Source organism: Aurantimonas manganoxydans SI85-9A1 (genome assembly GCF_000153465.1).
Classification (GTDB): domain Bacteria; phylum Pseudomonadota; class Alphaproteobacteria; order Rhizobiales; family Rhizobiaceae; genus Aurantimonas; species Aurantimonas manganoxydans.
This window is the reverse complement of record NZ_CH672387.1, coordinates 2,422,223-2,444,346: the sequence shown is the minus strand read 5'-3', so window position 1 is coordinate 2,444,346 and position 22,124 is coordinate 2,422,223. Positions and strand designations below refer to the sequence as shown.

16 protein-coding genes and 1 pseudogene are annotated in these 22,124 nt (G+C 63.2%); 8 read left to right on the top strand and 9 right to left on the bottom strand.

Annotated features, from left to right (window positions below):
- Positions 1–41: 41 nt before the first annotated feature.
- Genes SI859A1_RS11570 through SI859A1_RS20915 form a run of 4 tightly spaced genes read left to right on the top strand, consistent with a single transcriptional unit; the run spans position 42 to position 6,772 of the window.
- Positions 42–1,811 (top strand): type I secretion system permease/ATPase, encoded by a 1,770-nt coding sequence (locus tag SI859A1_RS11570; RefSeq protein ID WP_009209950.1) that lies wholly within the window; start codon positions 42–44, stop codon positions 1,809–1,811.
- Positions 1,812–1,823: 12 nt separating this feature from the next.
- On the top strand, positions 1,824–4,352 hold the full coding sequence (locus SI859A1_RS20350) for a calcium-binding protein (RefSeq protein WP_050767510.1): 2,529 nt from the start codon (positions 1,824–1,826) through the stop codon (positions 4,350–4,352).
- Between the two features lie 48 nt (positions 4,353–4,400).
- Entirely contained in the window at positions 4,401–5,723 is a 1,323-nt protein-coding gene (locus SI859A1_RS11560) for an HlyD family type I secretion periplasmic adaptor subunit (protein ID WP_050767509.1), read from the top strand.
- A gap of 26 nt (positions 5,724–5,749) precedes the next feature.
- Positions 5,750–6,772, top strand: coding sequence for a M23 family metallopeptidase (locus SI859A1_RS20915; RefSeq protein ID WP_081451380.1), 1,023 nt, complete (start codon positions 5,750–5,752; stop codon positions 6,770–6,772).
- Positions 6,773–7,286: 514 nt separating this feature from the next.
- Here the strand turns inward: SI859A1_RS20915 and SI859A1_RS20345 are convergent.
- Positions 7,287–8,026: pseudogene (locus SI859A1_RS20345) on the bottom strand (IS256 family transposase); the annotation flags it as partial.
- Between the two features lie 327 nt (positions 8,027–8,353).
- Here SI859A1_RS20345 and SI859A1_RS20910 point away from each other — a divergent pair.
- Positions 8,354–9,019 (top strand): LuxR C-terminal-related transcriptional regulator, encoded by a 666-nt coding sequence (locus tag SI859A1_RS20910; protein WP_009209944.1) that lies wholly within the window; start codon positions 8,354–8,356, stop codon positions 9,017–9,019.
- 480 nt (positions 9,020–9,499) lie between these two features.
- Here SI859A1_RS20910 and SI859A1_RS11535 read toward each other — a convergent pair whose 3' ends face one another.
- A complete protein-coding gene (locus tag SI859A1_RS11535; protein ID WP_009209943.1) occupies positions 9,500–10,789 on the bottom strand; it encodes a PQQ-dependent sugar dehydrogenase in 1,290 nt (429 codons plus the stop codon).
- 681 nt (positions 10,790–11,470) lie between these two features.
- Between SI859A1_RS11535 and galE the strand changes: the two genes are divergently transcribed.
- Both galE and SI859A1_RS11525 read left to right on the top strand, forming a co-directional pair.
- Positions 11,471–12,478: a UDP-glucose 4-epimerase GalE gene (gene galE / locus SI859A1_RS11530; protein ID WP_040326489.1), complete on the top strand. Its 1,008-nt coding sequence runs from the start codon at positions 11,471–11,473 to the stop codon at positions 12,476–12,478.
- A gap of 674 nt (positions 12,479–13,152) precedes the next feature.
- Complete coding sequence (locus tag SI859A1_RS11525) at positions 13,153–13,485, top strand: hypothetical protein (RefSeq protein WP_148233817.1); 333 nt, start codon at positions 13,153–13,155, stop codon at positions 13,483–13,485.
- A gap of 12 nt (positions 13,486–13,497) precedes the next feature.
- Here the strand turns inward: SI859A1_RS11525 and SI859A1_RS11520 are convergent, their stop codons facing one another.
- Positions 13,498–14,877, bottom strand: coding sequence for a polysaccharide biosynthesis/export family protein (locus tag SI859A1_RS11520; RefSeq protein WP_009209940.1), 1,380 nt, complete (start codon positions 14,875–14,877; stop codon positions 13,498–13,500).
- Positions 14,878–14,913: 36 nt separating this feature from the next.
- Complete coding sequence (locus tag SI859A1_RS11515; RefSeq protein ID WP_040325719.1) at positions 14,914–16,458, bottom strand: oligosaccharide flippase family protein; 1,545 nt, start codon at positions 16,456–16,458, stop codon at positions 14,914–14,916.
- Between the two features lie 126 nt (positions 16,459–16,584).
- On the opposite strand from SI859A1_RS11515, the gene SI859A1_RS11510 reads away from it, so the two are divergent.
- Positions 16,585–17,409, top strand: coding sequence for a glycoside hydrolase family 16 protein (locus SI859A1_RS11510; RefSeq protein WP_148233816.1), 825 nt, complete (start codon positions 16,585–16,587; stop codon positions 17,407–17,409).
- Positions 17,410–17,477: 68 nt separating this feature from the next.
- On the opposite strand, the gene SI859A1_RS11505 is transcribed toward SI859A1_RS11510, so the two are convergent.
- The 5 genes from SI859A1_RS11505 to SI859A1_RS11485 are packed head-to-tail and all read right to left on the bottom strand — an operon-like array spanning position 17,478 to position 22,124.
- Positions 17,478–18,539 carry a glycosyltransferase gene (locus SI859A1_RS11505; protein ID WP_009209937.1) on the bottom strand — a complete coding sequence of 354 codons (1,062 nt, stop codon included), beginning with the start codon at positions 18,537–18,539 and terminating at the stop codon, positions 17,478–17,480.
- Positions 18,536–19,411, bottom strand: coding sequence for a class I SAM-dependent methyltransferase (locus tag SI859A1_RS11500; protein ID WP_040325718.1), 876 nt, complete (start codon positions 19,409–19,411; stop codon positions 18,536–18,538). Before SI859A1_RS11500 ends, SI859A1_RS11505 begins: the two co-directional genes overlap by 4 nt.
- 49 nt (positions 19,412–19,460) lie before the next feature.
- Positions 19,461–20,654: an acyltransferase family protein gene (locus tag SI859A1_RS11495; protein WP_081451377.1), complete on the bottom strand. Its 1,194-nt coding sequence runs from the start codon at positions 20,652–20,654 to the stop codon at positions 19,461–19,463.
- Positions 20,590–21,483 (bottom strand): glycosyltransferase family 2 protein, encoded by an 894-nt coding sequence (locus SI859A1_RS11490; RefSeq protein WP_009209934.1) that lies wholly within the window; start codon positions 21,481–21,483, stop codon positions 20,590–20,592. Before SI859A1_RS11490 ends, SI859A1_RS11495 begins: the two co-directional genes overlap by 65 nt.
- Positions 21,480–22,124 carry a class I SAM-dependent methyltransferase gene (locus SI859A1_RS11485; RefSeq protein ID WP_009209933.1) on the bottom strand — a complete coding sequence of 215 codons (645 nt, stop codon included), beginning with the start codon at positions 22,122–22,124 and terminating at the stop codon, positions 21,480–21,482. Before SI859A1_RS11485 ends, SI859A1_RS11490 begins: the two co-directional genes overlap by 4 nt.

The window sequence follows — 22,124 nt, the reverse complement described above, 5'->3', positions numbered from 1 at the left end:
CAGCTTTCCGATCATCGCTTCCATTCAAGGGGACGGCTCTCATGGGCACTCAACGACGCCGCCAGCGCCCCAATCCGACGACCATGTCGGAGCGCATCGGCAACTATCGCGGTCTGGCAATCTTCCTGCTCCTCCTCTCGGGGGTGATCAATGTCCTCGCCCTGACCGGTGCCTTCTACATGCTGCAGATCTACGATCGTGCACTGACCAGCGGCAGCGTTCCAACGCTGGTGGCGTTGTCGGTCCTGGCGATTGGCCTGTATCTCTTCCAGGGCATGTTCGACGTGCTGCGTTCCCAAATTCTGGTGCGGTTTGGTGCTCGCATGGACGCCAGGCTGGCTCCGATCACCCACCAGGTCGTGATCGAGATGCCGCGCTACGGGTACTCGACGTCGGAGGCGCTGGAGCGCGGCCGCGACGTTGATACGGTACGCGGCTTCGTTGCCAGCCAGGCACCGATCGCACTGTTTGATCTGCCGTGGATGCCGCTGTTCATCGGTTTCGTCTACCTGCTGCATCCGATGCTGGGTCTCTTGACCATCGGCGGTGCCATCGTTCTCATCGCGTTGACCGTCATCACCGAAGTCCTGACCAAACGCAGCAGCACGGAGATGAACCGTGCCGCGGTGCAGCGCGCCAACCTTGCCGATTCCCATGCTCGCAACGCCGATATCCTGCGAGCAATGGGCTTTGGCGGTCGGGCTGTTGCACGGTTCGAGGAGGCCAATGCCCGCCATCTCGATCTGCAGACCCAGACCAGCGACATCAGCGGCTCGTTCAGTGGCCTGTCGAAAGTGCTGCGCATGATGCTGCAATCGGCGCTTCTTGGCCTTGGCGCGTATCTGACGATCCAGGGCGAGCTCACAGCTGGTGCGATCATCGCCTGCTCGGTAGCTTCCGCCCGGGCTCTGGCGCCGGTGGATCTGGCCATCGGCAACTGGAAAGGCGTCGTTGCCGCCCGTCGCAGCTTTGCGAGACTGAAGGAGACGCTGGCGGCCATGGATGACGATTCCCGTCTCCTCGACCTGCCGGCCCCCACCCAGTCCCTGAAGCTTGAGAATGCAACCGTGGTCGCTCCCAGCACCGGCACTGTGCTGCTCAGCGATGTCAGCTTCGAGCTCAAGGCCGGACAGGCGCTGGGTCTGATCGGGCCCAGCGGCGGCGGCAAGACATCGCTCGCCAAAGGCATCGTCGGGGTCTGGCCGCTGCTGCGAGGCAGCGTCAGGCTCGACGACGCTGAGCTCGGTCAATGGCGCACGGACAGGCTTGGTATCCATATTGGCTATCTGCCGCAGGACGTGTCGCTGCTCGACGGTTCGATTGCCGAGAACATTGGCCGCTTCGATCCGGAGGCCGATGCCCGCAAGATCGTCCACGCGGCGCGGGCGGCAGGGGTCCACGAGATGATCGTGAGACTGGAAAACGGTTATCAGACTGAGCTGGGACCGCATGGTATGGCGCTGTCTGCTGGACAGCGCCAGCGCATTGGTCTGGCACGTGCTCTCTACGGCGATCCCTTCCTGGTGGTCCTGGACGAGCCAAATTCCAATCTTGATGCCGAAGGCGAAGCGGCTCTGACCGAGGCGCTGACCAACCTGCGTGCTCGCGGTGGTATCGCCATTGTCGTGGCGCACCGTCCCAGTGCTCTGGCTGCCGTCGACATGGTCGGGGTGATCCAGGCGGGCAAGCTTGTCGGCTTCGGCCCGAAGGAGGAGATCCTGCGCGAGCCGGTTCGTCAGGCGACGCGGCCGATGACAGCTGCCGGCAAGGGATATGCGTCCGCTGCGGTCGCTGCGGCATCGAAGGTCTAGGAGGTGGCGGCGATGGAAGACAGGCTGACACTCGGTATACCGGACCAGGACGCGGCCAATGCGCCGAAGAAGCGTTTCGAGATCAAGGACAACGCTTCGCGGGTGAACTCCCTGGCCGTGCTGCCACTCTTCGTCGTGGCCTTCGCGGGCATACTCAAACAGATCTTCCAGGACGATGAGGAGGAGAAGGAAGCGCCCGGCAACCAGAAGTCCTCACCGCAGCCGAACCAGACCCCGGACGTTCAGGCGACGACGGCTGCCCCCATCGAAGCAGCCGATGCGGCTGCTCTGGATAAGGTTGTCCGGATCTCGGACTACCTCGATGCCATAGCCAAGGGCAGGCCGCTGCCTGCCTTTGACGTGTCGGAGTTTGCGTTCCCGCAAGCGGGGGACGGCCCCTCTCAGGCCGCCTTTGAACGAGCGACGAAGATGGCACCCGCCGATACGACTGGTGCAAATGTCGGTTCCAGACCGTTGGGATCGGGCAATCCGACGGGGACAAATTCGTCGCTGCCGACAGCCAATGATAACCAACCCGTCGTGAGCCTACCGCCCACGAGTGGTCAACCCGACGGACCTGGCCCCGGCGATCACGAAGACCCCGGCGCTCTCGATCCGGACCCGGATCAAACAACACCCGGCGACGAAGATGACGATGACCCGGCGCCGACGAAGACAAACCGTCGTCCGGTTCTCTCCGGCCCGGTCTATCTCGACAACGGGCTGCTTAACCTGTCGGTGATCATCACCATGGGGGAACTGCTTCACGGCGCGAGCGACCCCGACGGCGACACGCTGATCGTGCGTTATCTGGAGGCGGATGGCGGCAGACTGGAGCGTATCGGTCTTGACCGTTGGCTTTACACGCCTGCAACCGACGAGACCGGAGCGGTGGTCTTCCGTTACCAGGTCAGCGACGGCGACGAAGTCGTCATGCAGACAGCGCATCTGGAAATCCGTCTGCCGGAAACCGAAGCGATCGTCGGCACCGATGGCGACGATATGCTGATCGGCACGCCCTATGCTGACCTGATCGATGGTCGCGGCGGCAACGACATGATCTACGGCCGCGAGAGCGACGATATCCTTTATGGCGGCGACGGTAACGATCGGCTGGTCGGAGGCGCCGGCAACGACATTCTATGGGGCGGCCGCGGCAATGACATCCTGTTCGGCGGCGATGGCGATGACACGCTGTTTGGCGAACAGGGCGACGACCTTCTTTATGGCGATGCCGGCAACGACGTCATCTTCGGTGGCGACGGCAACGACGAAGCCCACGGAGGAGACGGCAACGACTACATCGACGGCGGCGTCGGAAACGATCGGCTCTTTGGCGAAGACGGCGCTGACGTCATCCATGGGGGCGACGGCGACGATCATATCGAGGGCGGGGCTGGAGCCGACGTCCTCATCGGTGGTGCTGGGGCCGACATGATCGACGGCGGTGCCGATGACGACGTCCTTCATGGCGATGATGGTGGCGACCAGCTCTTCGGCGGCATCGGCAATGATGAGTTGCACGGTGGTGGCGGCAATGACGCACTCGACGGCGGCGAAGGCGACGACGTCCTCCATGGCGACGATGGCGACGACACGATGTTCGGAGCGAGTGGCAACGACGTGCTGCACGGCGGTGCCGGCAACGACGCAATCCATGGAGGCGAGGGCGACGACGTAGCGCACGGCGGCGCCGGGGCCGACTTGATCGACGGTGGTGAAGGCCACGACGTTCTGCATGGGAACGGCGGCGACGACCAGATCTTCGGTGACATCGGCAATGATGAAGTACACGGCGGCGCGGGGGCCGACGCGATCGACGGTGGCGAGGGCGACGACATTCTGCACGGCGATGACGGTGACGATTACATCATCGGCGCCGCTGGCAACGACATGCTGTTCGACGGCGCCGGCGTTGATACCCTAGAGGGCGGAGAGGGCGATGATTGCATCGCCCTCGTGGCAGATGGCGAGACTGACACCGTCTATGGCGGTGGCGGCAACGATACGCTGGATCTGTCCGAGATTGTTTTCGACGCGACGATCAACTTGCCTGATGGATGGGTGACGATCGACGGCACCCGCGAGGCTCGTCTCTTCGAGATTGAGAACATTCGCGGTGGTCATGGAAATGATCGGCTCGTTGCCGACGATGAGGTCAACATCATGGTCGGCGGTGCGGGTAACGACATCTTCGTGTTCCGCTCCCTCGACGCCTTGACCAACGAGGGCGGGCCTCGCGACCATATCCAGGACTTCTCGGTCGGCGACCGTATCGACCTGTCGCGTCTCGGCAGAGACCTCGACGACTTCGCTGCGCAAAAGCTGTTCTTTGCCGGCGCCGCTTCGTCGACGACCGCGGAGATCGGCGCCGTGACCTATCGTCATCAGTTTATCGCCGACGAGACTGGCGACCGGGACATCACCATTGTGGGCGGGAATCTCGACGAAGATCCCGAGATGGAATTCGAGCTCGTCCTGCATGGTCGGCATTTGCTGACCGAACAGGATTTTATCCTGGCTGGCCGCGACGACGGTTGAAGCCGACAGCCGCGATCGCCGACGCAATAATCCTTGGAGGAGCATGAGATGAGTGGCACGCAAAAGGCCCAGGAAAGCGAGGCGACGCAGGCCGGACAGCGCTTCGGCATTCGCTCACGGATTATCACGTCAGGCCTGCTGGCGACTGCCCTGATCGTGGGATGCGGTGGCTGGGCGGCCCAAGCCAGCCTCTCCGGAGCGATTATTGCCCAAGGTAAGGTCACGGTGAAGAAGCAGGTCAAGCAGATTCAGCATCGCGACGGCGGGATTGTCGGGGCAATCCTCGTGGCGAATGGCGACGTGGTTGAAGCCGGCGAAGTCCTGATCAGGCTCGACGAGACCCAGACCAAAGCGGAGCTCGGCGTGATCTCCTCCCAGTTGTCGGAACTGATCGGCCGGCAAGCACGGTTGCGCGCCGAACGCGACGGAGCTGATGATGTCCTGTTCGAGCAGGTCTTCGAAACGGCCGGTGCGACGGCTGCAATCGCAGAGGGCGAGCGCCGGCTGTTCAGTGACAACCGAGCCACCCGCGACGCCCAGGCCGATCAGTTGCAGTCCCAGATTGAGCAGTACGGCGAGCAAGTTCGGGGACTGGAATCGCAACGGGAATCCAACGCCTTGGAGCGTCAGATGATTGCCGAGGATTTGGCCCGTCTGGCTCCACTGGTAAAGCGGAAGCTGGTCGAGGGTACCCGGACCCGCATAATGGAACGTGATCTTGCAAAGATCGACGGTTTGAAGGGGGAGATCGAAGCAAACATTGCTCGGGTCAAAGGGCAAATCAGCGAAGCCCGAATGAAGATCATTGAATTGGATCAACAGACCCGAACTGACGCGCAGCGCGAACTCAGAGACGTCGACGCCCGCGTGGCCGAATTGTCTGAACGGATCGTGGCCGCAAAGGATCGCCTCTCGCGAATGGATTTGCGCGCACCAATTGCCGGGTTCGTCAACGATCTGAAAGTACACACGGTCGATGGCGTCATCTCGCCAGGCGAGACAGTGATGGGGATCGTGCCGGAAGGCGAGGAACTCGTCGTGGAAGCCAAGCTGTCGCCGGTCGACATTGACCAGGTTAGCGTGGGCCAAGACGTCAAGCTGCGCTTCTCCGCCTTTAACCAGCGCACTACGCCCGAGATCGACGGCAGAGTTGACATCGTCGGTGCCGCGGCGACACTCGATCCAGCCAGCGGGCAGACCTACTACCTTTCCACTATCGCCATCACCGACGAGGATCGGGGCCTCGGCAAGCAGATCCTCGTTCCAGGTATGCCCGTTGAGGTGTTCCTCAAAACCGGCGAACGCTCGGCACTATCCTATCTGGTCAAGCCATTTACCGACCAGATGATGCGCTCGTTCCGAGAAGAGTGACCGAGACGGCGAAGTACGATTGTCCCATGCGCTCCAAGCTATCCGTAAGATGCGCCGCCGCAGCGATAATCGTTGTACTCGCCTCGATTAGCTTGCTTGCAAGCGCGGCGAAGGCCGATCATAGTCTGTCAAAGTTGGCGCTGCCCGTCGATTGCAATCTCGGGAAAGATTGCTTCGTCCAGCAGATGCCGGACGTTGGCCCGGGCCCATTGGCCAATGATCCGCTCTGCGGAGATGCGACCTATGACGGGCATGACGGATGGGATTTTAGGGTCCGGTCGGTGGTGGACGTGGCCCGCGGCGTGCCTGTCGTATCCGCTGCAGATGGCCGGGTTCTCCGAGTTCGCGACGGTGTGCCGGACCGCATCATGGTGGACGGCGATGATACGGCGCAGCTGGAAGGGATTGAGTGCGGCAACGGGGTGGTTGTCGAACATGGAAGTGGTCTGACATCGCAATACTGTCATCTGAGGATGGGCAGTATCGTCGTGCGACCAGGCATGCCTGTCACCCAAAGCACGCAGCTAGGGCTCATCGGCTCGTCAGGCCAGGCCCAGTTTCCCCATGTTCATTTTGCGATGCAACGGGACGGCGCTGCGATAGATCCATTGACGGGGCGCTTCCTTCGAGAGGAGCATGGCTGCGGACCGACCCTATCCGGGCTATTCGCCGAACCGGTCCGACGAATGATGGAACGACCTGCTCTCGCCATTCTCGCTACGGGTTTGTCCAGCATGCCGCCTACACTACCGAGCTTGGTTGCGGGCGAGGTGCCGGTGGCAAAGAACGGTGGTGAAGCCACGCTCGCTTGGGTTTGGGCCATTAATATGCGCCAGGGCGATCAATTCCGCATCCAGATCGTTCAGCCGGACGGGACGACAATGCTCGATCAGAGCACCGAGCCTCTGCCGAGGCGGATGGCAAACTACCTCGCCTATAGCGGTCGCCGCCGGACGATCGTGCCGGGTACCTACCGCATAGTGATTGATCTTCTTCGGGACGGAGTTTCAGACGTCACGACCCAAATGGCCGTACACGTCAAAAAGTAGGTCAGGTTTTCTGGCTGCTTATGGCGCGTGTTTTGGACAGGCTGAGCGAGTGGTAGGCTTATCGGCCATGATCCTCGCTAAAGCGGCCGGCTCCGGGGCTGCCCAACGTGGAACCGAGACGTTAGGGGCAGCAATACAACAATGCGTTTGCTGCAACCCTCATTTTTGGCTCGTGTCGGCATGCGGAATAGCCGCTCCCAAGCCAAAGCGAACCGCATCTGACCTTGAAGTGCGATGGCTGTTCAGATACAGCAACCCTAGGCAAGACCGTTACCTGTCTTTAAAATCCGCCCGGTTTTGGCCCAGGTCGTATCCTAGGGCATGGTGTAGCTCACGGCATCGCACGGCGCTTTCCGGCAAGGCCGGGCTGATCAGTGTGCCGTTGCTGGCAGGCTGACGAGAGGATCATCGCTCAGGGGAGCGACGGATTCCAGTGTCATGTACCTGGCCCTCTGAACCGCCCACTCATCGTTTTGCTCGAGCAGCAGCGCGCCGACGAGGCGCTGGATGGGAGCCATGTCGCCGTTAGCACCTTGGTGACCGCGGCTTTGATGCCCTCGTGAGCGTCGGACACGACGAGCTTCACGCCGCGCAGGCCGCGTCGGGTCAGCTTTCTCAGGAACTCGGTCCAGATCGGCTCGGCTTCCGAGGTGCCGATCTCCCTGCCGAGAACCTCACGCCGGCCATCGGCGTTGACGCCGACGGCGATGATCACGGCAACCGAGACGATGCGGCCGCCGCGGCGGACCTTGAGGTAGGTCGCGTCGATCCAGAGATAGGGCCAATCGCCTTCGATCGGCCGCTCCAGAAAGGCTTTTACCTTGCCGTCGATCTCTTCACACAGCCTCGACACCTGGCTCTTGGAGATGCCGGTCATGCCCATCGCCTTGACCAGATCGTCGACCGAGCGCGTCGAGATGCCCTGGGCATAGGCTTCTTGAATGACGGCCGTCAGCGCCTTCTCGCCTTCTCGGCCATACGCCGCGGTTCCAGAAAGCCGGGAAAGTAGCTGCCCCTGCGCAGCTTCGGGATGCGCAACTCGACTGTGCCGGCTCTCGTCTGCCAGTCCCTGTCGCGGTAGCCATTGCGCTGGGCGAGGCGCTCGGCACTCTTCTCGCCATAGCTGGCGCCGGTCGCAGCACCGGCCTCCAGTTCCATCAGCCGCTGGGCGGCAAAGCCGATCATCTCGCGCAGCAGATCGGCATCAGGGGTCTTCTCCAGAAGGCTGCGCAGGCTCATCATGTCGTCGGTCATCAGGGGATCTCCGGTCCGGGTTGGATGTCGCAACCCAAGCCTAACCGGAAACCGCTGGTGACCACCGCGCCGCCGATCCGTCCTACAGCGCGATGAAAGGCGCGGACGAGATCGACGACGCCACCGCCGAGCTACACCACGGATGGGGACACGACCTTGGCACCCCAGCCCATTAAAAGTAGGCCGGGGACGTGAAGCTAGCCACGACGCCGATATTGAATTGTAATCCTTATTATCTATTTTGCTATTCTCGCAATAAATCCTTTACCCTTCGGAATGCGCATGCGATCATCAATTGCGGCATTTCAGTGTCAAGGAGGTGGGGGGATGGTCCCTACCAAGATTGCGATCATCGATGGGCATCCTATTTTTCGCGACGGATTAATTAAGATTTTTTCTGAGCGCGCTGATTACTCGGTAGTAGGCGCTGGGACCTGTGCTTCCGATATTATAGATATCGGAAAGTCGACGGTGCCAGACGTGATCCTCTTGGACACGCAAGTGCCCGGGAGGGTGATCGAGGCGATCGTGAGTTTTCGGAAGATGTCACATCTTGCGCGTATTCTCGTATTCACGGCATCTGAAAGCGTGGACTGTGCTATTGAAGCATTGGAGGCTGGTGCCGATGGTTACGCGCTAAAAGAGAGCACTTTGGACGAATTAGAAAACGCGATATCATGCGTTATGAGCGGTAATAACTACGTCAACCCCCGTTTGGCTACCAAGGTTATCAGAGCACTTCATCATCCCGTTCAGCAAACAGCGGGCGAGATGCCTGTCTTGAGCATTAGGGAAGAGCAAGTTGTAGCCTTATTGATGAAGGGATGCACCAATAAAAATATTGCCGCTGCGCTGAATATTAGAGAGAAGACAGTAAAACACTACATGACAATGATAATGCAGAAGCTAGATGTGAGTAATCGACTAGAGGTTGTCGTTGCAGCTCACGGATATTCCCATCGTGAGGGTCTCAATGGGAAGCACTTCAATTAGTACGCATAGAGTTTTAGTTGGGGTTGTGCTAGGTGATGCTTCGATTGGGATAGTAGAAATGAATATGATAGCGAAGAGGTATTCTCGGGAGGATCTACCTGGAGTAAGTGCGGAGACGGACCATCGACTGCTTGATATGTCTCTTTAAGCTTCTTTCCATGCTATTTTCTGGAAGGAAGAACGCCCCATGGTGCAGTCATCACCGAAGAAATCCACAGAGCCGTGATGCGGCCAGCAAGGTTGCGCATCATTGTCACAGCTTTCCGCCGGCCGAGCCCGGGAGCCGCCAGTCTCCTTGCGGTCCGCCCTCGACCGATCTTCACTGCTGTTTCGCTGACGCAACCCGCCGCAATCGCTCGACCATCGGGGTGGCGGCGCGCAGTCGAGACTCCCGCGTGGTCGGGATCACCTGCATGCGCCCATTCCAGGTCTAGGGCTTCGTTTCAACCTTCGCGATCCGCTATGGTGCGACCGACCGTGTCACGCGGCGGTCACGCGCCAGATGATGTCTCCCACATCGTCGGCAATCAGCAGCGATTTGCCGTCCGGGCCGATCGCCACGCCGACGGGACGTCCATAGGCAAGTTTCTCGTCCTCGGACAGGAAGCCGGAGAGGATATCGCGAGCCGGTCCGCTCGGCGCGCCATTGACGAAGGGGACGAAGATCAGCTTGTAGCCACTGAGCGTCGAGCGATTCCACGATCCGTGCTGGCCGATCACCATGCCCTCGCCGAACCCCGGCAAGTTGCCGCCCGGCATCCAGCAGAGGCCGAGCGATGCCGTGTGCCCGCCAAGAGCGTAATCCGGCTGGATGGCACGGGCGACGAGGTCCGGAGCCTGCGTGACACGATCGTCCACGGTGCTGCCCCAGTAGCAATAGGGCCAGCCGTAAAAGCCACCCTCTTCGACGGACGTAAGGTAGTCGGGCGGCGTTTCGTCCCCGAGCCCGTCGCGCTCGTTGACGACGGTCCAGAGCTTTCCGGTGACCGGCTCGAAGGCCATGCCGACCGGGTTTCGCAGCCCGGAGGCAAAAATCCGCGCCTTTCCGGTGGTAACGTCCAGTTCCCAGATCGCCGCGCGACCCTCTTCCGCCGCCATCCCCTTGTCGCCGATGTTGGACAGCGAACCGACGCCAGCGTAAATTTTTGCCCGATCCGGCGAGACGATCAGGCTGCGGGTCCAGTGCCCGTGCGGCTTGAAGTCGACGAGTTTTTCACCACCGCCCGTGAGGCTCGTATCGCCTGGCCGGTAGTCGAAACACCGAATGCCGTCCGTGTTCCCGAGGAAGAACCGGTCGCCGACCAGCGCCATGCCGAAGGGTTGGTTCTGGTTTTCCACGAAGACCTCGCGGCGCTCGGCGACACCGTCCCCATCCGCGTCCCGCCAGAGGGTGACACGATTGGCGCTGGGGCCGATCGCCTTGACGCGGCGCATTGTGGCCTGCTGAGCATGGTCCATGAGGGAGCGCGGACTCTCCGGATGTTCCCTGGACTCCGCCACGAGGACGTCGCCATTGGGCAGGACCTCGATCCAGCGGGGATGATCGAGGTTCGACGCAAAGGCATTGACCTGAAGCCCCGGCGCGCAGGTGGGCAGGCGCCCGTCCTTCCAGCCCTCTGCGGCGGGAAGTTTCAAGGTCATGATTCCCTGCTTTCGCGCCTCCGGAATCTGGGGTGTCAGCCCGACGGCTTGATGCGACGGAGAACCAAAGCGCCTGACGAGCGCGACAGCGCCACCCACGACTGCAGTCGCCTTTGCGACAATTCCCATGGTCGACCGCCTTGTCTGAGGAGCGTGTATGGAGAGCACCAGCACCTGTAGGGCATTGGCATCGATATGCGGTTCTCGCCATGAGCTGAGGCGACGTCAAGGCGTCTCCGGCTGCTGCATCGGCCCCAGCCCCCCCCCAAATATCTGGCGACCGGGTCCTCGCTCATTGAGCAGGACGGTTCATAGGCCGTCTCCCGAGTGTGCGAGCCGCGAACATGACCGCTTCCAACGATGTGTGGTTGGAGGGGAAACGAAGACGGTCCATCCTCCTCCGCATCTTCATCTTGCGCGGCGATGGGCTTTGCGTCTCCTCCCGCCTCGTAGAAAGATCCGGGCGGAATGTCCGGCCGGCGATGGCCCGTCCGGTTTCGCAGAAGCGGACATCGTGCCATCGGCGATGGCTTTGGTCAGGACGATTGGCGTTCCGACCGGCGAGGATCATGAAGCCCTCGATAGCCCGGAATCGTCCCGGGGCGACGTCAATCCGACCCAATATCCCCGCCATGAGATCGTCCGACGGCAGGCCGAGATGGTGCGCAAGGCAATCGGGCATCTTCCTTCTGTGTGTCTGCGAGGGGAAACTGCTTCCAATCCGCTCCCGTCTGCCCGATGGTAACGCGTCGGAACCGCCAGTTCGGCCGGCTGGCCGGTGGATTAACAAGTATGCAGGATGCGTTCGGCATGACCAAAAGAGTCCTGATCACCGGTGGCGCCGGGTATATTGGTGCCCACACATGCCTGCTGCTCGCCGAGCGTGGCTACGAGGCAGTCGTGTACGACAATCTGTCAAACGGTCATGCTGAGTTCGTGAGATGGGGGGCGTTCGAACAGGGCGACATTCGAGATACGAACCGGCTGCGCAGCGTGTTCAGTCAGTATCAGCCGGACGCCATTATCCATTTCGCCGGGTTGATCGAGGTCGCACAGTCAGTGCGCGATCCTCTCGCATTCTACGACAACAACGTTTCGGGAACGCTGTCGCTCATCACCGCGGCCGAAGCGGCGGGCGTGGACAAGATCGTCTTCTCCTCGACCTGCGCCACCTACGGAATTCCTCAGTTCACTCCGCTGACCGAAGATCACGTCCAGGCCCCGATCAGTCCGTATGGCTGGAGCAAGCTCCTCGTCGAGCATATCCTGCGTGATCTTTCCGGGCTGGACCGGATCCGTTGCGCCATCCTCCGCTATTTCAATGCGGCCGGAGCGGACCCCGAGGCGCGCATCGGTGAATGGCATACCCCTGAGACGCATGCGGTGCCGCTGGTGATCGAGACCGCGCTCGGCCAGCGTGACTGTTTCACGATTTTCGGCGACGATTACGACACTGCCGATGGCACGTGCATCCGCGACTATGTTCATGTCATCGATCTCGCCGATGCTCATGTCCGCGCCGTCGAGTATCTTTTGAACGATGGGGCAAGCGTGGCCCTGAACTTGGGGACGGGGACCGGAACCTCGGTCGCCGAACTTGTGGAGACAGTGGCGTTGGTCTCCGGCCGTCCGGTCAAAACCCGCAGGGCAGACAGGCGTCCAGGGGACCCCTCCATCTTGTTGGCCGACAACCGGCGCGCGCGGGACGTTCTTGGCTGGCAGCCGCAACACGATCTTGCTTCGAGCATCGAGAGCGCATGGCGCTGGCACACAAAGAGCAATCTCCTAGGGGCTGACGCGTCACGCAGTACGCTCTGAGCAGCGCCAGCGAGTTGCGCGGCGTGGAAGCATCGCTGACAAATCCCGATATCATCGATTAACCTGAGCGACGGTCTTAGGATCGCGTTCGATATGCGTTCCGGCATTCCACGGTTCTCGGATACCCGCGCACCACTGGCTGCGAAAAGATGTCGGCGATGGCCTTCTGCGATCCATCGGTCTCCAGACCGGCGGGACGCTCCCCAGATCGCCGGGAGGTTCGAGCCCCTACAAAATGCCACCTTTGCGTGTGCTGATTCTCGCGCGATAATCATTTGATTGCGATGATCTCAAGTCTCGGCCTGAATTGCGCCAAGCTTGGGTGTCATAGTCTGTTTTTCGGCGAAGTGATGCGGGAAATGCAGTCTTTCCGTCCGACGACGTGGCGGGAAACCATGGCTGTTTGCGCCATGCGGAAGCGAGCATCTTGCGCGAGGGGAATCCTCGGCTAATGCCGGTGGATCGCGCAAATGGGGTTTTGTCTGGATTGGACGCTTGGGCCGCAGATGCTGCGGTTCGACGTTGCGTTTGGAGCCCTGCGACGTAACGGAACAGTGCCGACAATTATGACAACGGTTCAAAATTGTAACGGTATCTGAAGAAATATAGTATGCTGTGGGGAATAAGGCACGCGCTCGGCAGAACCGGGCCGCACCAAGCCGCTGGAGGAAGATGTGCCCTGGGAGTTGATTGCAGTCAGTGCCGTCTGCTTTGCAGCCGGCTTCAAACTGCGTATCGGTGGTTTCGCGATCTTTCTCACGATTCTACTGGCAGCCAAGCTCGTCGCCACCCTGGCCATGGGCACCAGTCTCTTCGCCGTTCTGATCTTCTATCTGGCCGGGCAGGTCGCTTATTTCGCCGGCCTCCTGGTGCATGCCGGATTGACCGATCGGATGCGAAGCAAGCCGGGCGTATCGAGATCCGCGAGCAGGGATTCCGGTTCCTGGTTTCCAGGCAAGGCTGCAACGCCCCGTCCCGACGCCAAGTCCGAACAACCCACGCACTGACAAGGCGCGCGGTCAGCTCGGCCCGGCCGCGCCTGAATTCGGTCTCGTGAGCCTGTCGGCTGCCTGAGGACTGTTTCCCGTTCCTCCATCGACCGCGGAGGTCGATGCCCCGTGGGGCATCGTGATCACCTCGACCAGATCCCTGGGCGCTATGATCGTCTGCGGATCGGCGGCAATGACCGCTTGTCCTCCTGCGGCGTTCTTCCGTGTGATCCGGTAGGCGATCCGGGTGCTATTCTCAGCGTCACCGGCATCCAGGCGAGCGGAAAAGTAGGCTGTCTCGTCCATCATCAAGCCTGCAATGCGGATCGCGAGCTCGGCCTTCCGAAGCTGGGTGGCGATCGTGCCCAGTTCCGACTGAATCTGGGAATTGCGCTCGTTCGCCAGTTCCGTCAGGCTGCGCTCGGCCTGCTCCTGCGCCTGCCGCGCGCGGGTGAGGGCTACGCGAAGATCCAGAAGCTGGCTCTGTGATTCCGCCACGATCCGCTGCAGGCCGAATTCACGCGACGACACCGTCAGTCCGCGCTGGACGAGATCGCTGATGCTCTTGAGTTCACGGCCGACGAGCGCGACCTGTTCCTCCTGCGACGCGATCTTGGCGACGAGCGAGTCGATTTCCTCGGCAAAGAGCGCCTTCAGGCTACGCGCAGCCTCGAGCTTACCCTGAAACTCGGTCCAGCGAAGTCTCTGAAAGGAGCGTTCGTCGGCCACGATCTGTTCGACGTTGGGTGCGCCGACAATCGCCTCGGGCACGGCAAAATCGTCTTCGCTAGCGAGTTCTGCGCGCAAGCGAGCCTGGCGGACAAGGAGGTCGTTCCGGTCGATCTGGCCTTCCTTCAGGGTGCGGGCCGACTGGATCTGTTCGCGCTCGACGCGGGATTCAGCCGGATCCGAGGGACGGCGCAAGCCGCCGGCCAGGCTCACAGCCTTCATCACGGTGAGTTCGGGCGCGAACGGATATTGCCCTGGCTTCTCGACCTCGCCCGTGACGTAGATCGGGCCGTATTCCGAAATCTCCACCGATACGGACGGCGGCTTGCCGGTGGACGATCGGCCGGCGAGCTTGCCGGCGATCCGATCGGCGAGTTCGCTGGTCGTCACGCCCGCCGCGTCCACTTCGCCGACGAGAGGGATCGCAATTCGGCCGACGGCGTCGATGCGGTAGACACCGCCCAGTGCCTCCCATTCCCGGTATTCACCTTCGCCCGACCGCCAGTCCACGATGGTCACCTTCACCTTGTCGTCGCCGACGAGGCTGTAGGCGGAGCGCGACTCGGCCTGAGCTGCGTGTCCAGAGGACAGGATGACCGCGAGAAACGCCAGAAGGCCGGAGAGCCAGCGCATCCGGCTGCTGGCCCGGACGCTGCATGTGGTCGAACGGTGGGTGAACATGGGGCACCTCTTGATCGATCGCCGGAAGGCGTGGCGTCAGGATTGATGGGCGGGCGCGAGAAACGACACGAAGGCGTTGGCCGCGGGACGGGAAAAGGGCGGAAAGCGCTCTGCAAAATGGATGATCGCGGCGCGTTCATCCGGGCCAAGAGCCCCGAAGAGCCGAAGCGAAAGCGGATAAACCACGAAACCCGCGAGGATCGCCTCCAGAAGGCCGAGCGGCCCGGCGACCAGTTGAGTGGCCGCGAATGCGGCGCCGGCCGGGGCAGCGGCGGCCAGGGTCAGGCGGATCAGGCGGGCGAAGGGATAGGCGTATCTCAGGCGCCGGGTGATGAACCAGATGCCGAGCATGACGGCGGCGATCTGCACCGAGGCGCGGGTCAGCGCCGCACCGACGAGACCGAATTCGGGGATGATCAGGAAGCCGAGCGCCACGGCCAGGACCGCTCCGGCGATGGACGACCAGAAGATGAAATCGCTACGACCGAGCGCATTGACCAGATGGGTGCCGATCGTCGAGGAGACCGAGATCGCGGCCGCGACGAGGATGATCGCGGAGGCCGTTCCGGCGGCGGCGAAATCCGACCCGTAGAGCAGCACGATCATCGGCTGGGCAACGGCCGCCATGCCAAAGCAGGCCGGCAGGGCCAGCAGCGCCACGATGGCGGTCCCGTTGGAGAACACCGTCTGCACGGCGCCGCGGTCGCCACGGCTGTTGTGGCCGGCCAGGACCGGCAGGAAAGCACTGGTCAGAAGCAGGGGGCCCTGCGAGGCGAGCGCCGACAGTGCGATCGCCACGCTGAACAACCCGACCTCGGCCGCCCCCCAGGAGAGCTGCAGGAACAGGATCTCCATCCGCGACCAGACGAAGATGTTGCACATGTTCGCGGCCCAAGCGTAGCGCCCGTATTGCCAGATCTCGCGCTTCAGGGCCCGATCGAGCGGCCCGCGGTGCAGGACGAGCGGCAGTGCGAAGAGCGCCAGCGTCGTCTGGCCGAGGACATAGCCGGCGACAGCGCCGGTCGCGCCGTAGAGAAGCGTGCCGATCGTGACGGCCGCGACCTGCAGGACGAAGGCGAGGGCCGCGATCTTTGCCAGCGAACTGAAGGCTTGGGCACCGCGATGGTAGCTGATGGTGAAGGTGGCGAGAGCCTGGGCCACGGTCAGGGCGACGACCAGCGAGACCAGTGCGGTCGCGGTGCGCGTGTCGACGGCAGGAAACAGCGTAGCGATCGCGTCGCGTGCGGGGCCCGGCGCGAGCACGGCAACAGCGACCGCGGCGCTTGCCGCGACCGCCGCGAAGCCGAGGAGCCGGCGCAACAGGAAGCCGGCAAGCGCCCGAGCGCCCCGATGGTCTTCGCGCCCGGACCGGTCGGCGAAGAAACGCAGCACGCTCAGCGACGTCCCTCCGTCGATGACCGGGGCCAGGACCACCGACAGCCACACCGCCAAGGCAACGAGCCCGGCGCCTTCGACACCGAGCAGGTTGGCCACGACCACCGTGCTGACGAAACCTGCCAGCAACGTCGCCGCGCCGGCAATGGCCGATCCCGTCGATTTCTTCAGGAGGGCATCAGGCATCCACTACATCCTCCGTGGGGTGAAGTATAATTCAGATAATATACTAAAATATTGTTGATTATATCTCGATACTCGCGTAGTGAATATCTGCGCACAACGGTGCGCAGCAATGGAAGGTCCGATTTGATGGCGTTCTTCGTCCGCGTTCTTTCCGTTACGGCGGTCGGGCTTGCCGCCGCTGCCGGCCTCGCTGCCTATACGGGCGCACTCGACCAATTTTTTGGCGAGCGCATCGATCTGGAAGGGGCGGAACTGGTCTTCGAGGACAATTTCGACGCCCTCGATGTGTCCGCCTGGGGACCGGGCACCCGCTGGATCGCCCACACGCCCTGGAACGGGGATTTCGGCGACGCCAAATTCGTCGATCCGCGCGAGGGATTTCCGTTCACCGTCCAGGATGGCGTGCTCAGCATCGAGGCGCGCCGCGACGAGGCCGGCAAGTGGGAATCCGGCCTTCTCGCGTCCGCCGATCCAAAAGGCGATGGGTTCAGCCTTCTCTACGGCTATTTCGAGATGCGGGCGCGGTTCCCCGAAGGTGCCGGAACCTGGCCGGCCTTCTGGCTGATCGACCGCAACGAGGCGCGCACCATCGAGGTCGATGCTGTCGAGCATTACGGCCACGAGCCGGCCCGCTACAGCGCGTCGCTGCATGTCTGGGACCGGCAGGTTCCGGAAAACAGCCGCAGTGCCACCGGACATGTCCCTGTGTCCGAGAGCAGCCTCTATTCCGGCTTCCACACCTACGGGGTGGCTGTCGGGCCGATGACCATCGATTATTATTTCAATGGCCGGAAGGTCTGGTCGCAGCCGACTCCGGTCGAGCTTGGCGACGGCAGCTTCTACATGCTCGTCGATCTCGGCCTCGGCGCGGGATGGCCCATCGAAGACGCCCCGGATCCCTCGGTCATGGAGGTCGATTACGTGAAGGCTTGGCGGCTGGCGGGCGAGTAGGCCGCCCGTGGCCGGCAGGCCCGCCGAAGTGCGGTCCTGCCGCGCGCCGTAAGGGACCAGCCGGGGGCTCATGCGGCCGCCGCCTCGGCGATCGCGACCAGGCGGTCCGTCTGCTCGCGAATATCGATCTCGGCCCGCGCCGCATGCGCGAAGGCGGCCTCGCTGAGGCGCGCATGCTCGTGTTCGTCATGCCACATGTGGCGCAGCGTCTCGGCCCAGAGGTCGGCCGGGGCGTTGTGTGCCAGAAGCCGGCCCCCGGGGCCGACGGCTTCCGGCAGGCCGCCACGCAGGCTTGCCAGCACCGGAATGCCGCTGAACTGCGCCTCGCTGGCGACGCGGCCCCAAGTCTCTTCCCACTGGCTCGGGGCAAGGAGGATGTGTGTCTGCTCGTAGACCGGCTTCATTGCCGATTGCCGGTCGAGAAGATGGACATTTCCCAGCGCCTCCGCCCGGCGGCGCAGCGCCGCCTCGGCCTTGCCCGAGAGGGGCCAGCCACGCACGAAGAGAAAGGAAATCTCGGGGCAGCGTTCGGCGATGGCGAAGGCGAGATCGCGTCCCTTGACCGGCACCGGGTTGATGAAGGTCACGTTGCGCGCGCGCGGCACCGTCCGGTATTCGCCGGCCGGAAAGATCGGCGGGATGATGCTTGGCCGGATACCGAACCGCCGCTGGAACTTGTCGGCGGTGAATTCCGAATTCGCGATGTAGTGTGAGAACGGCAGGTCGGCCGCCGCGCCCTGCCAGGCACGCGGGCCGCTTTCGAATTCCAGTCCGTGCAGATACGCAACGCTGGCGATGCCGTCGCGGCGAAAATTGCGCCCCATCTCCACCATGTTGCCGTTCTGCACAACGACGATGTCCGGCCGGTCGAGGCCCCGCAGGTCGCGCCAGGGACGGATCGAACGATAGACGTCGTAGCCCAGTTTGCGGTCGCGGGAGACGTCCCGCCGGGCGAGACAATTCGCCATGAAGCGGGTCATGCCGAAGCCGTCGCGCACCGAGAGCTTGGCGAGCACGGAGGCCCGGTGGCCGCGGCGGGTCAGTTCCAGGGCCGCCAGATGCGAGTTGACTTCCAGCCCGCCCGAGAGCTGGGGCAGATGCGGGGTACCGCTGGCGAGGAGCAGCTTCATGAAAGCCTGTGCTCCCCGTAGCCGTCGGTAAGGCCGACGCGCGCATGGGCCGTCATGTAGAGCCATTCCTGCACGCCGGTCCGGCGCTCGTTCATCAGTTCGACCGCCGTCCTCGGCGCCAGTTTCACCAGGGCCGGCAGCTTTTCCGACGGGAAATCCGCCGCCGTCCGCGGTTCGGCGAAGATGGAGAGGATGTCGTGGGTCTTCTCGAAGCGCTGGATCAGCGTCCGGGTGCAGCCGGGCACGAGGCCGTCATGGGTCTCTACGAGGAGATCGGCCTGGGCCAAGGCCGGCGTGAGGCTCGGGTCGAGGAGGGCCTTCTCGCCGCCCTCGATATCGCAGAGGATGAGGCTGCCCGGGCCGGTTTCGTCGAGCGCACGATCGAGGTCGTGCGTCTCGCAGAAGCCGCGCAGGACGATCCGGTCGGAGACGCCGTTCTCCTCGGCCGCGCTTCGCACCAGCGGGTGATGTTCCGGCAGACCCTCGAAGCCGATGATGCGGGCGGCCGGCATGCGGCGGGCGAAGCCGATGGCGTAATAGCCGTCGGCCACGCCGACATTGATGATGTTGCGGTATCCCCGGGCGATGATGTCCTCGACGACCCCGTGCAGTTCGAGTTCCTGCGTCCCCAGGATGTAGCCGAGGAGATGGCGGCTCGATACGGCGCTGAGCCGCAGCTTCATGCCCTCGAAGGGCCCGTCCACCACGCGCCCGCCGGAGCGGCCGACGACATAGGCGCAGGCAGCGTGCCAGCGCGGGGCGACGAGCCAGCGCGCCGGCGCGCGCACGATGCCGGGCAGGCGCCGATAGGCCCGGTAGGCTTCCATGGCGACCGAATTGCCTTCGATGGCGGTCCAGGTGGCATGACGCATGATCGCTACTTTCGCTGGTTGCATCGGGAGGGGAGACAGAGGCCGCGCATCAGGAGCCCCCGGAATTGCGCATCAAGCTGGCGAGAGCCGTCTGAGGGATGGGCCTGGAGGCAACGCTGCGACCGCGCAACAGCCGCATGATCGGCTGCTCGACGGCCAAGTGGATGACACCGGCCGCGGCGATCGACGCGGCGGTCGCAAAGGCGACGAAGGCGATCTGGCTGTGCGCGACGCCGAACAGCGACCACCAGATCTTTTCGGCGGCCACGATCGTGAAGAAATGGAAGAGGTAGAGGGCGTAGCTGACGTCACCGAGCCAGACGCCCGAGCGCAAGACGGGCGTCGGGCGTTGTGCCTCGCGGGCGGCCACGCTCAGGCCGATGGCGATCGCGCACACGACCCAGGTCGCGCCCCACCAGACGAAGGGTGCCGGAGTCCGGTCGACGAAGAGCGAAAATCCGAGAAGGTTTTCGCCAAGCAGCAGCAGGATGATCGCCAGGGCTCCGGGAATGACGGGTAGCCAGCCGGACTTGTTCAGAAGCGCGACCAGCATCCCGGCGGGGAACAGCAGGATGATCGGTTCGCTGAGGAAGTTCAGGATCGTGTGAGGCGGCGAGACGTCGTTCAGCGGCGTGATGAAGAACGCCCCGAGCGCGACGATCGAAAGGAGGGCAGCGAACAGCAGCGGGAGGCCGCGGCGGATGGGCAGGGCGAGGGAGGCGGCGAAGAGCAGGTAGAAGAACATCTCGTAGTTGAGTGTCCAGCCAACCCCCAGGAGGGGCCGCATGTACTCGCCCTGTGCGACCGGGTAGGGGACGAACAGATAAGCGGCGAGCACCCGGTCGAGGGTCACCTCCGCGCCGGCCCGCAGCCGCAGGACGAGTTCGAGCGATGTCGCGATCCAGTAGAGCGGCACGATCCGCCACAGGCGTTTGACCAGGAAGACCCGGACCGCACCGGGCGCGCCGTAGCTGCGCGCGCTGGTGTGGAGCATGATGAAGCCGCTGATCACGAAGAAGACCGCGACCGCCAATGCGCCGCTGTATTCGGCTGCACGCACGACGGTCTTCGACGTCTGCGACCACTCGGCCTGCCGCAGGATGGCGTGATCGACCACGACCGTGACCGCAGCCAGACCGCGTAGCACCTGAAGCGTCGCGAGCTTGCTCATGGCCGCCTCACATCGCCAGGATTCTGGATGGACTGAGGCGCAGGCGGACGAGGTCGGCGATCGCCGCTGCATTGCCGGCAAGGCGCCCCGGACGGTCGATGCCGGCCTCGCCGCGCACCGTGCCGTAAAGATTGGCGACGAGGTTGCGGCCGATCTGCGCCAGACCCTTCTGCCAGGAGCAGGTGCCCTTGCGCATCAGATGCACCGGATTGGCGATCTGGGAGTAGCCAAGCCGCAAGCCCGGCTGGCGGCCGGATTTAGCCCCCAGATGAACCCCGACCGCGTCGCGGGCGCGCATGATCCGCCCATAGGGCGCAACGCTGCGGCTGAAATCCATGTCCTCGAGCCAGCCATAGAGCGGCAGCGCCTCGTCGAAGCGCAACCGGTGCCGACGGACGGCATCCATGCGGACCGCCATGTTGCAGCCGTAGCCATTGTAGACCTCGGCCAGGTCGGCACCGGTCGCAGGCGCGGCGGAGGCGAGCCGCGCCAAGCCTTCGTCGACGGACAATCCCGGTCCCTTGATGCCGTCTGCGACCACCCGTCCGGTAATCATCGCGATGTCGGGGTGTCCGGCGAAGATGCGTTCCAGCGTGGCCAGATAGTCCGGGCCCAGCAGGAAATCGTCGTCGATGAAGAGCAGGATATCGACGTCGCGCGCCTCGGCGAGAAGACGGTTGCGCTGGCGCGGCAGGCCGCGTTCGCCCTGCATGGCACGGACCTGCGGAAAGGCGGCCGCGATACGGTCGATGTCTCGCTGATCCGGCGAGCAGACGAGGATCGCATCGGGTGGCCGGACCTGACGGTCGAGTAGGCCGACGACACGTTCCAGTATGTCCGGACGGCCGGCGGTCGCGATGCTGATGGCTATCCGCAGCGGGGACGCGCCGGCGGGGCTCATTGCGGATGATCCTCTGCACCGGCCAGCGGCTTGCGGGCATAGGCCCAGACCATGACCGGGAAATCGGGTTCGTTCTTCAGCGAGCCGAACAGGCCGGGCTTGGCCCAGCGCGAGAAATTGGCCTTCACACAGCTGCGATTGCCCCATGACCGCGTGGTGATGTGGTCGGCGGGAAAGCCTGCATCCTCCAGAAGCTGTGCGAGGCCGGTCTCGGTCCAGCGGTTGCAGTCGATCGGCGAGGCGTGAACGCGCAGGAGAAACGGCGTCGCGATGATGAAGTAGCCGCCCGGCCGCAGCATCGCGTGGACATTGCGGGCGGCCGCCGTCGGCTTTTTCAGATGCTCGAAGACCTGGTCGGCGATGATCAGGTCGAAGCGCTCGTCGAGCGTCTCGGCGCAGATGTCGAAGCCGGGATATTCGGTAGCGCGGTAACTGCGGAAACCGAACTCCCGGCGCCACTGCACCCCACCGGAAATCTCCAGCGTGTCGAGGGTCTGCGGACCCAGTTCGCGGATGAAGGCGAAGGCGTCGCGGTACATCATCACGCGAACCCAGTCGTCGGTCTCGTAGCCGATCGACTTCAGGGTCCGTCGGACCTTTTCCTTCAGGTCCGGGCTCTGGACGATCTGTGCAATGCTCAT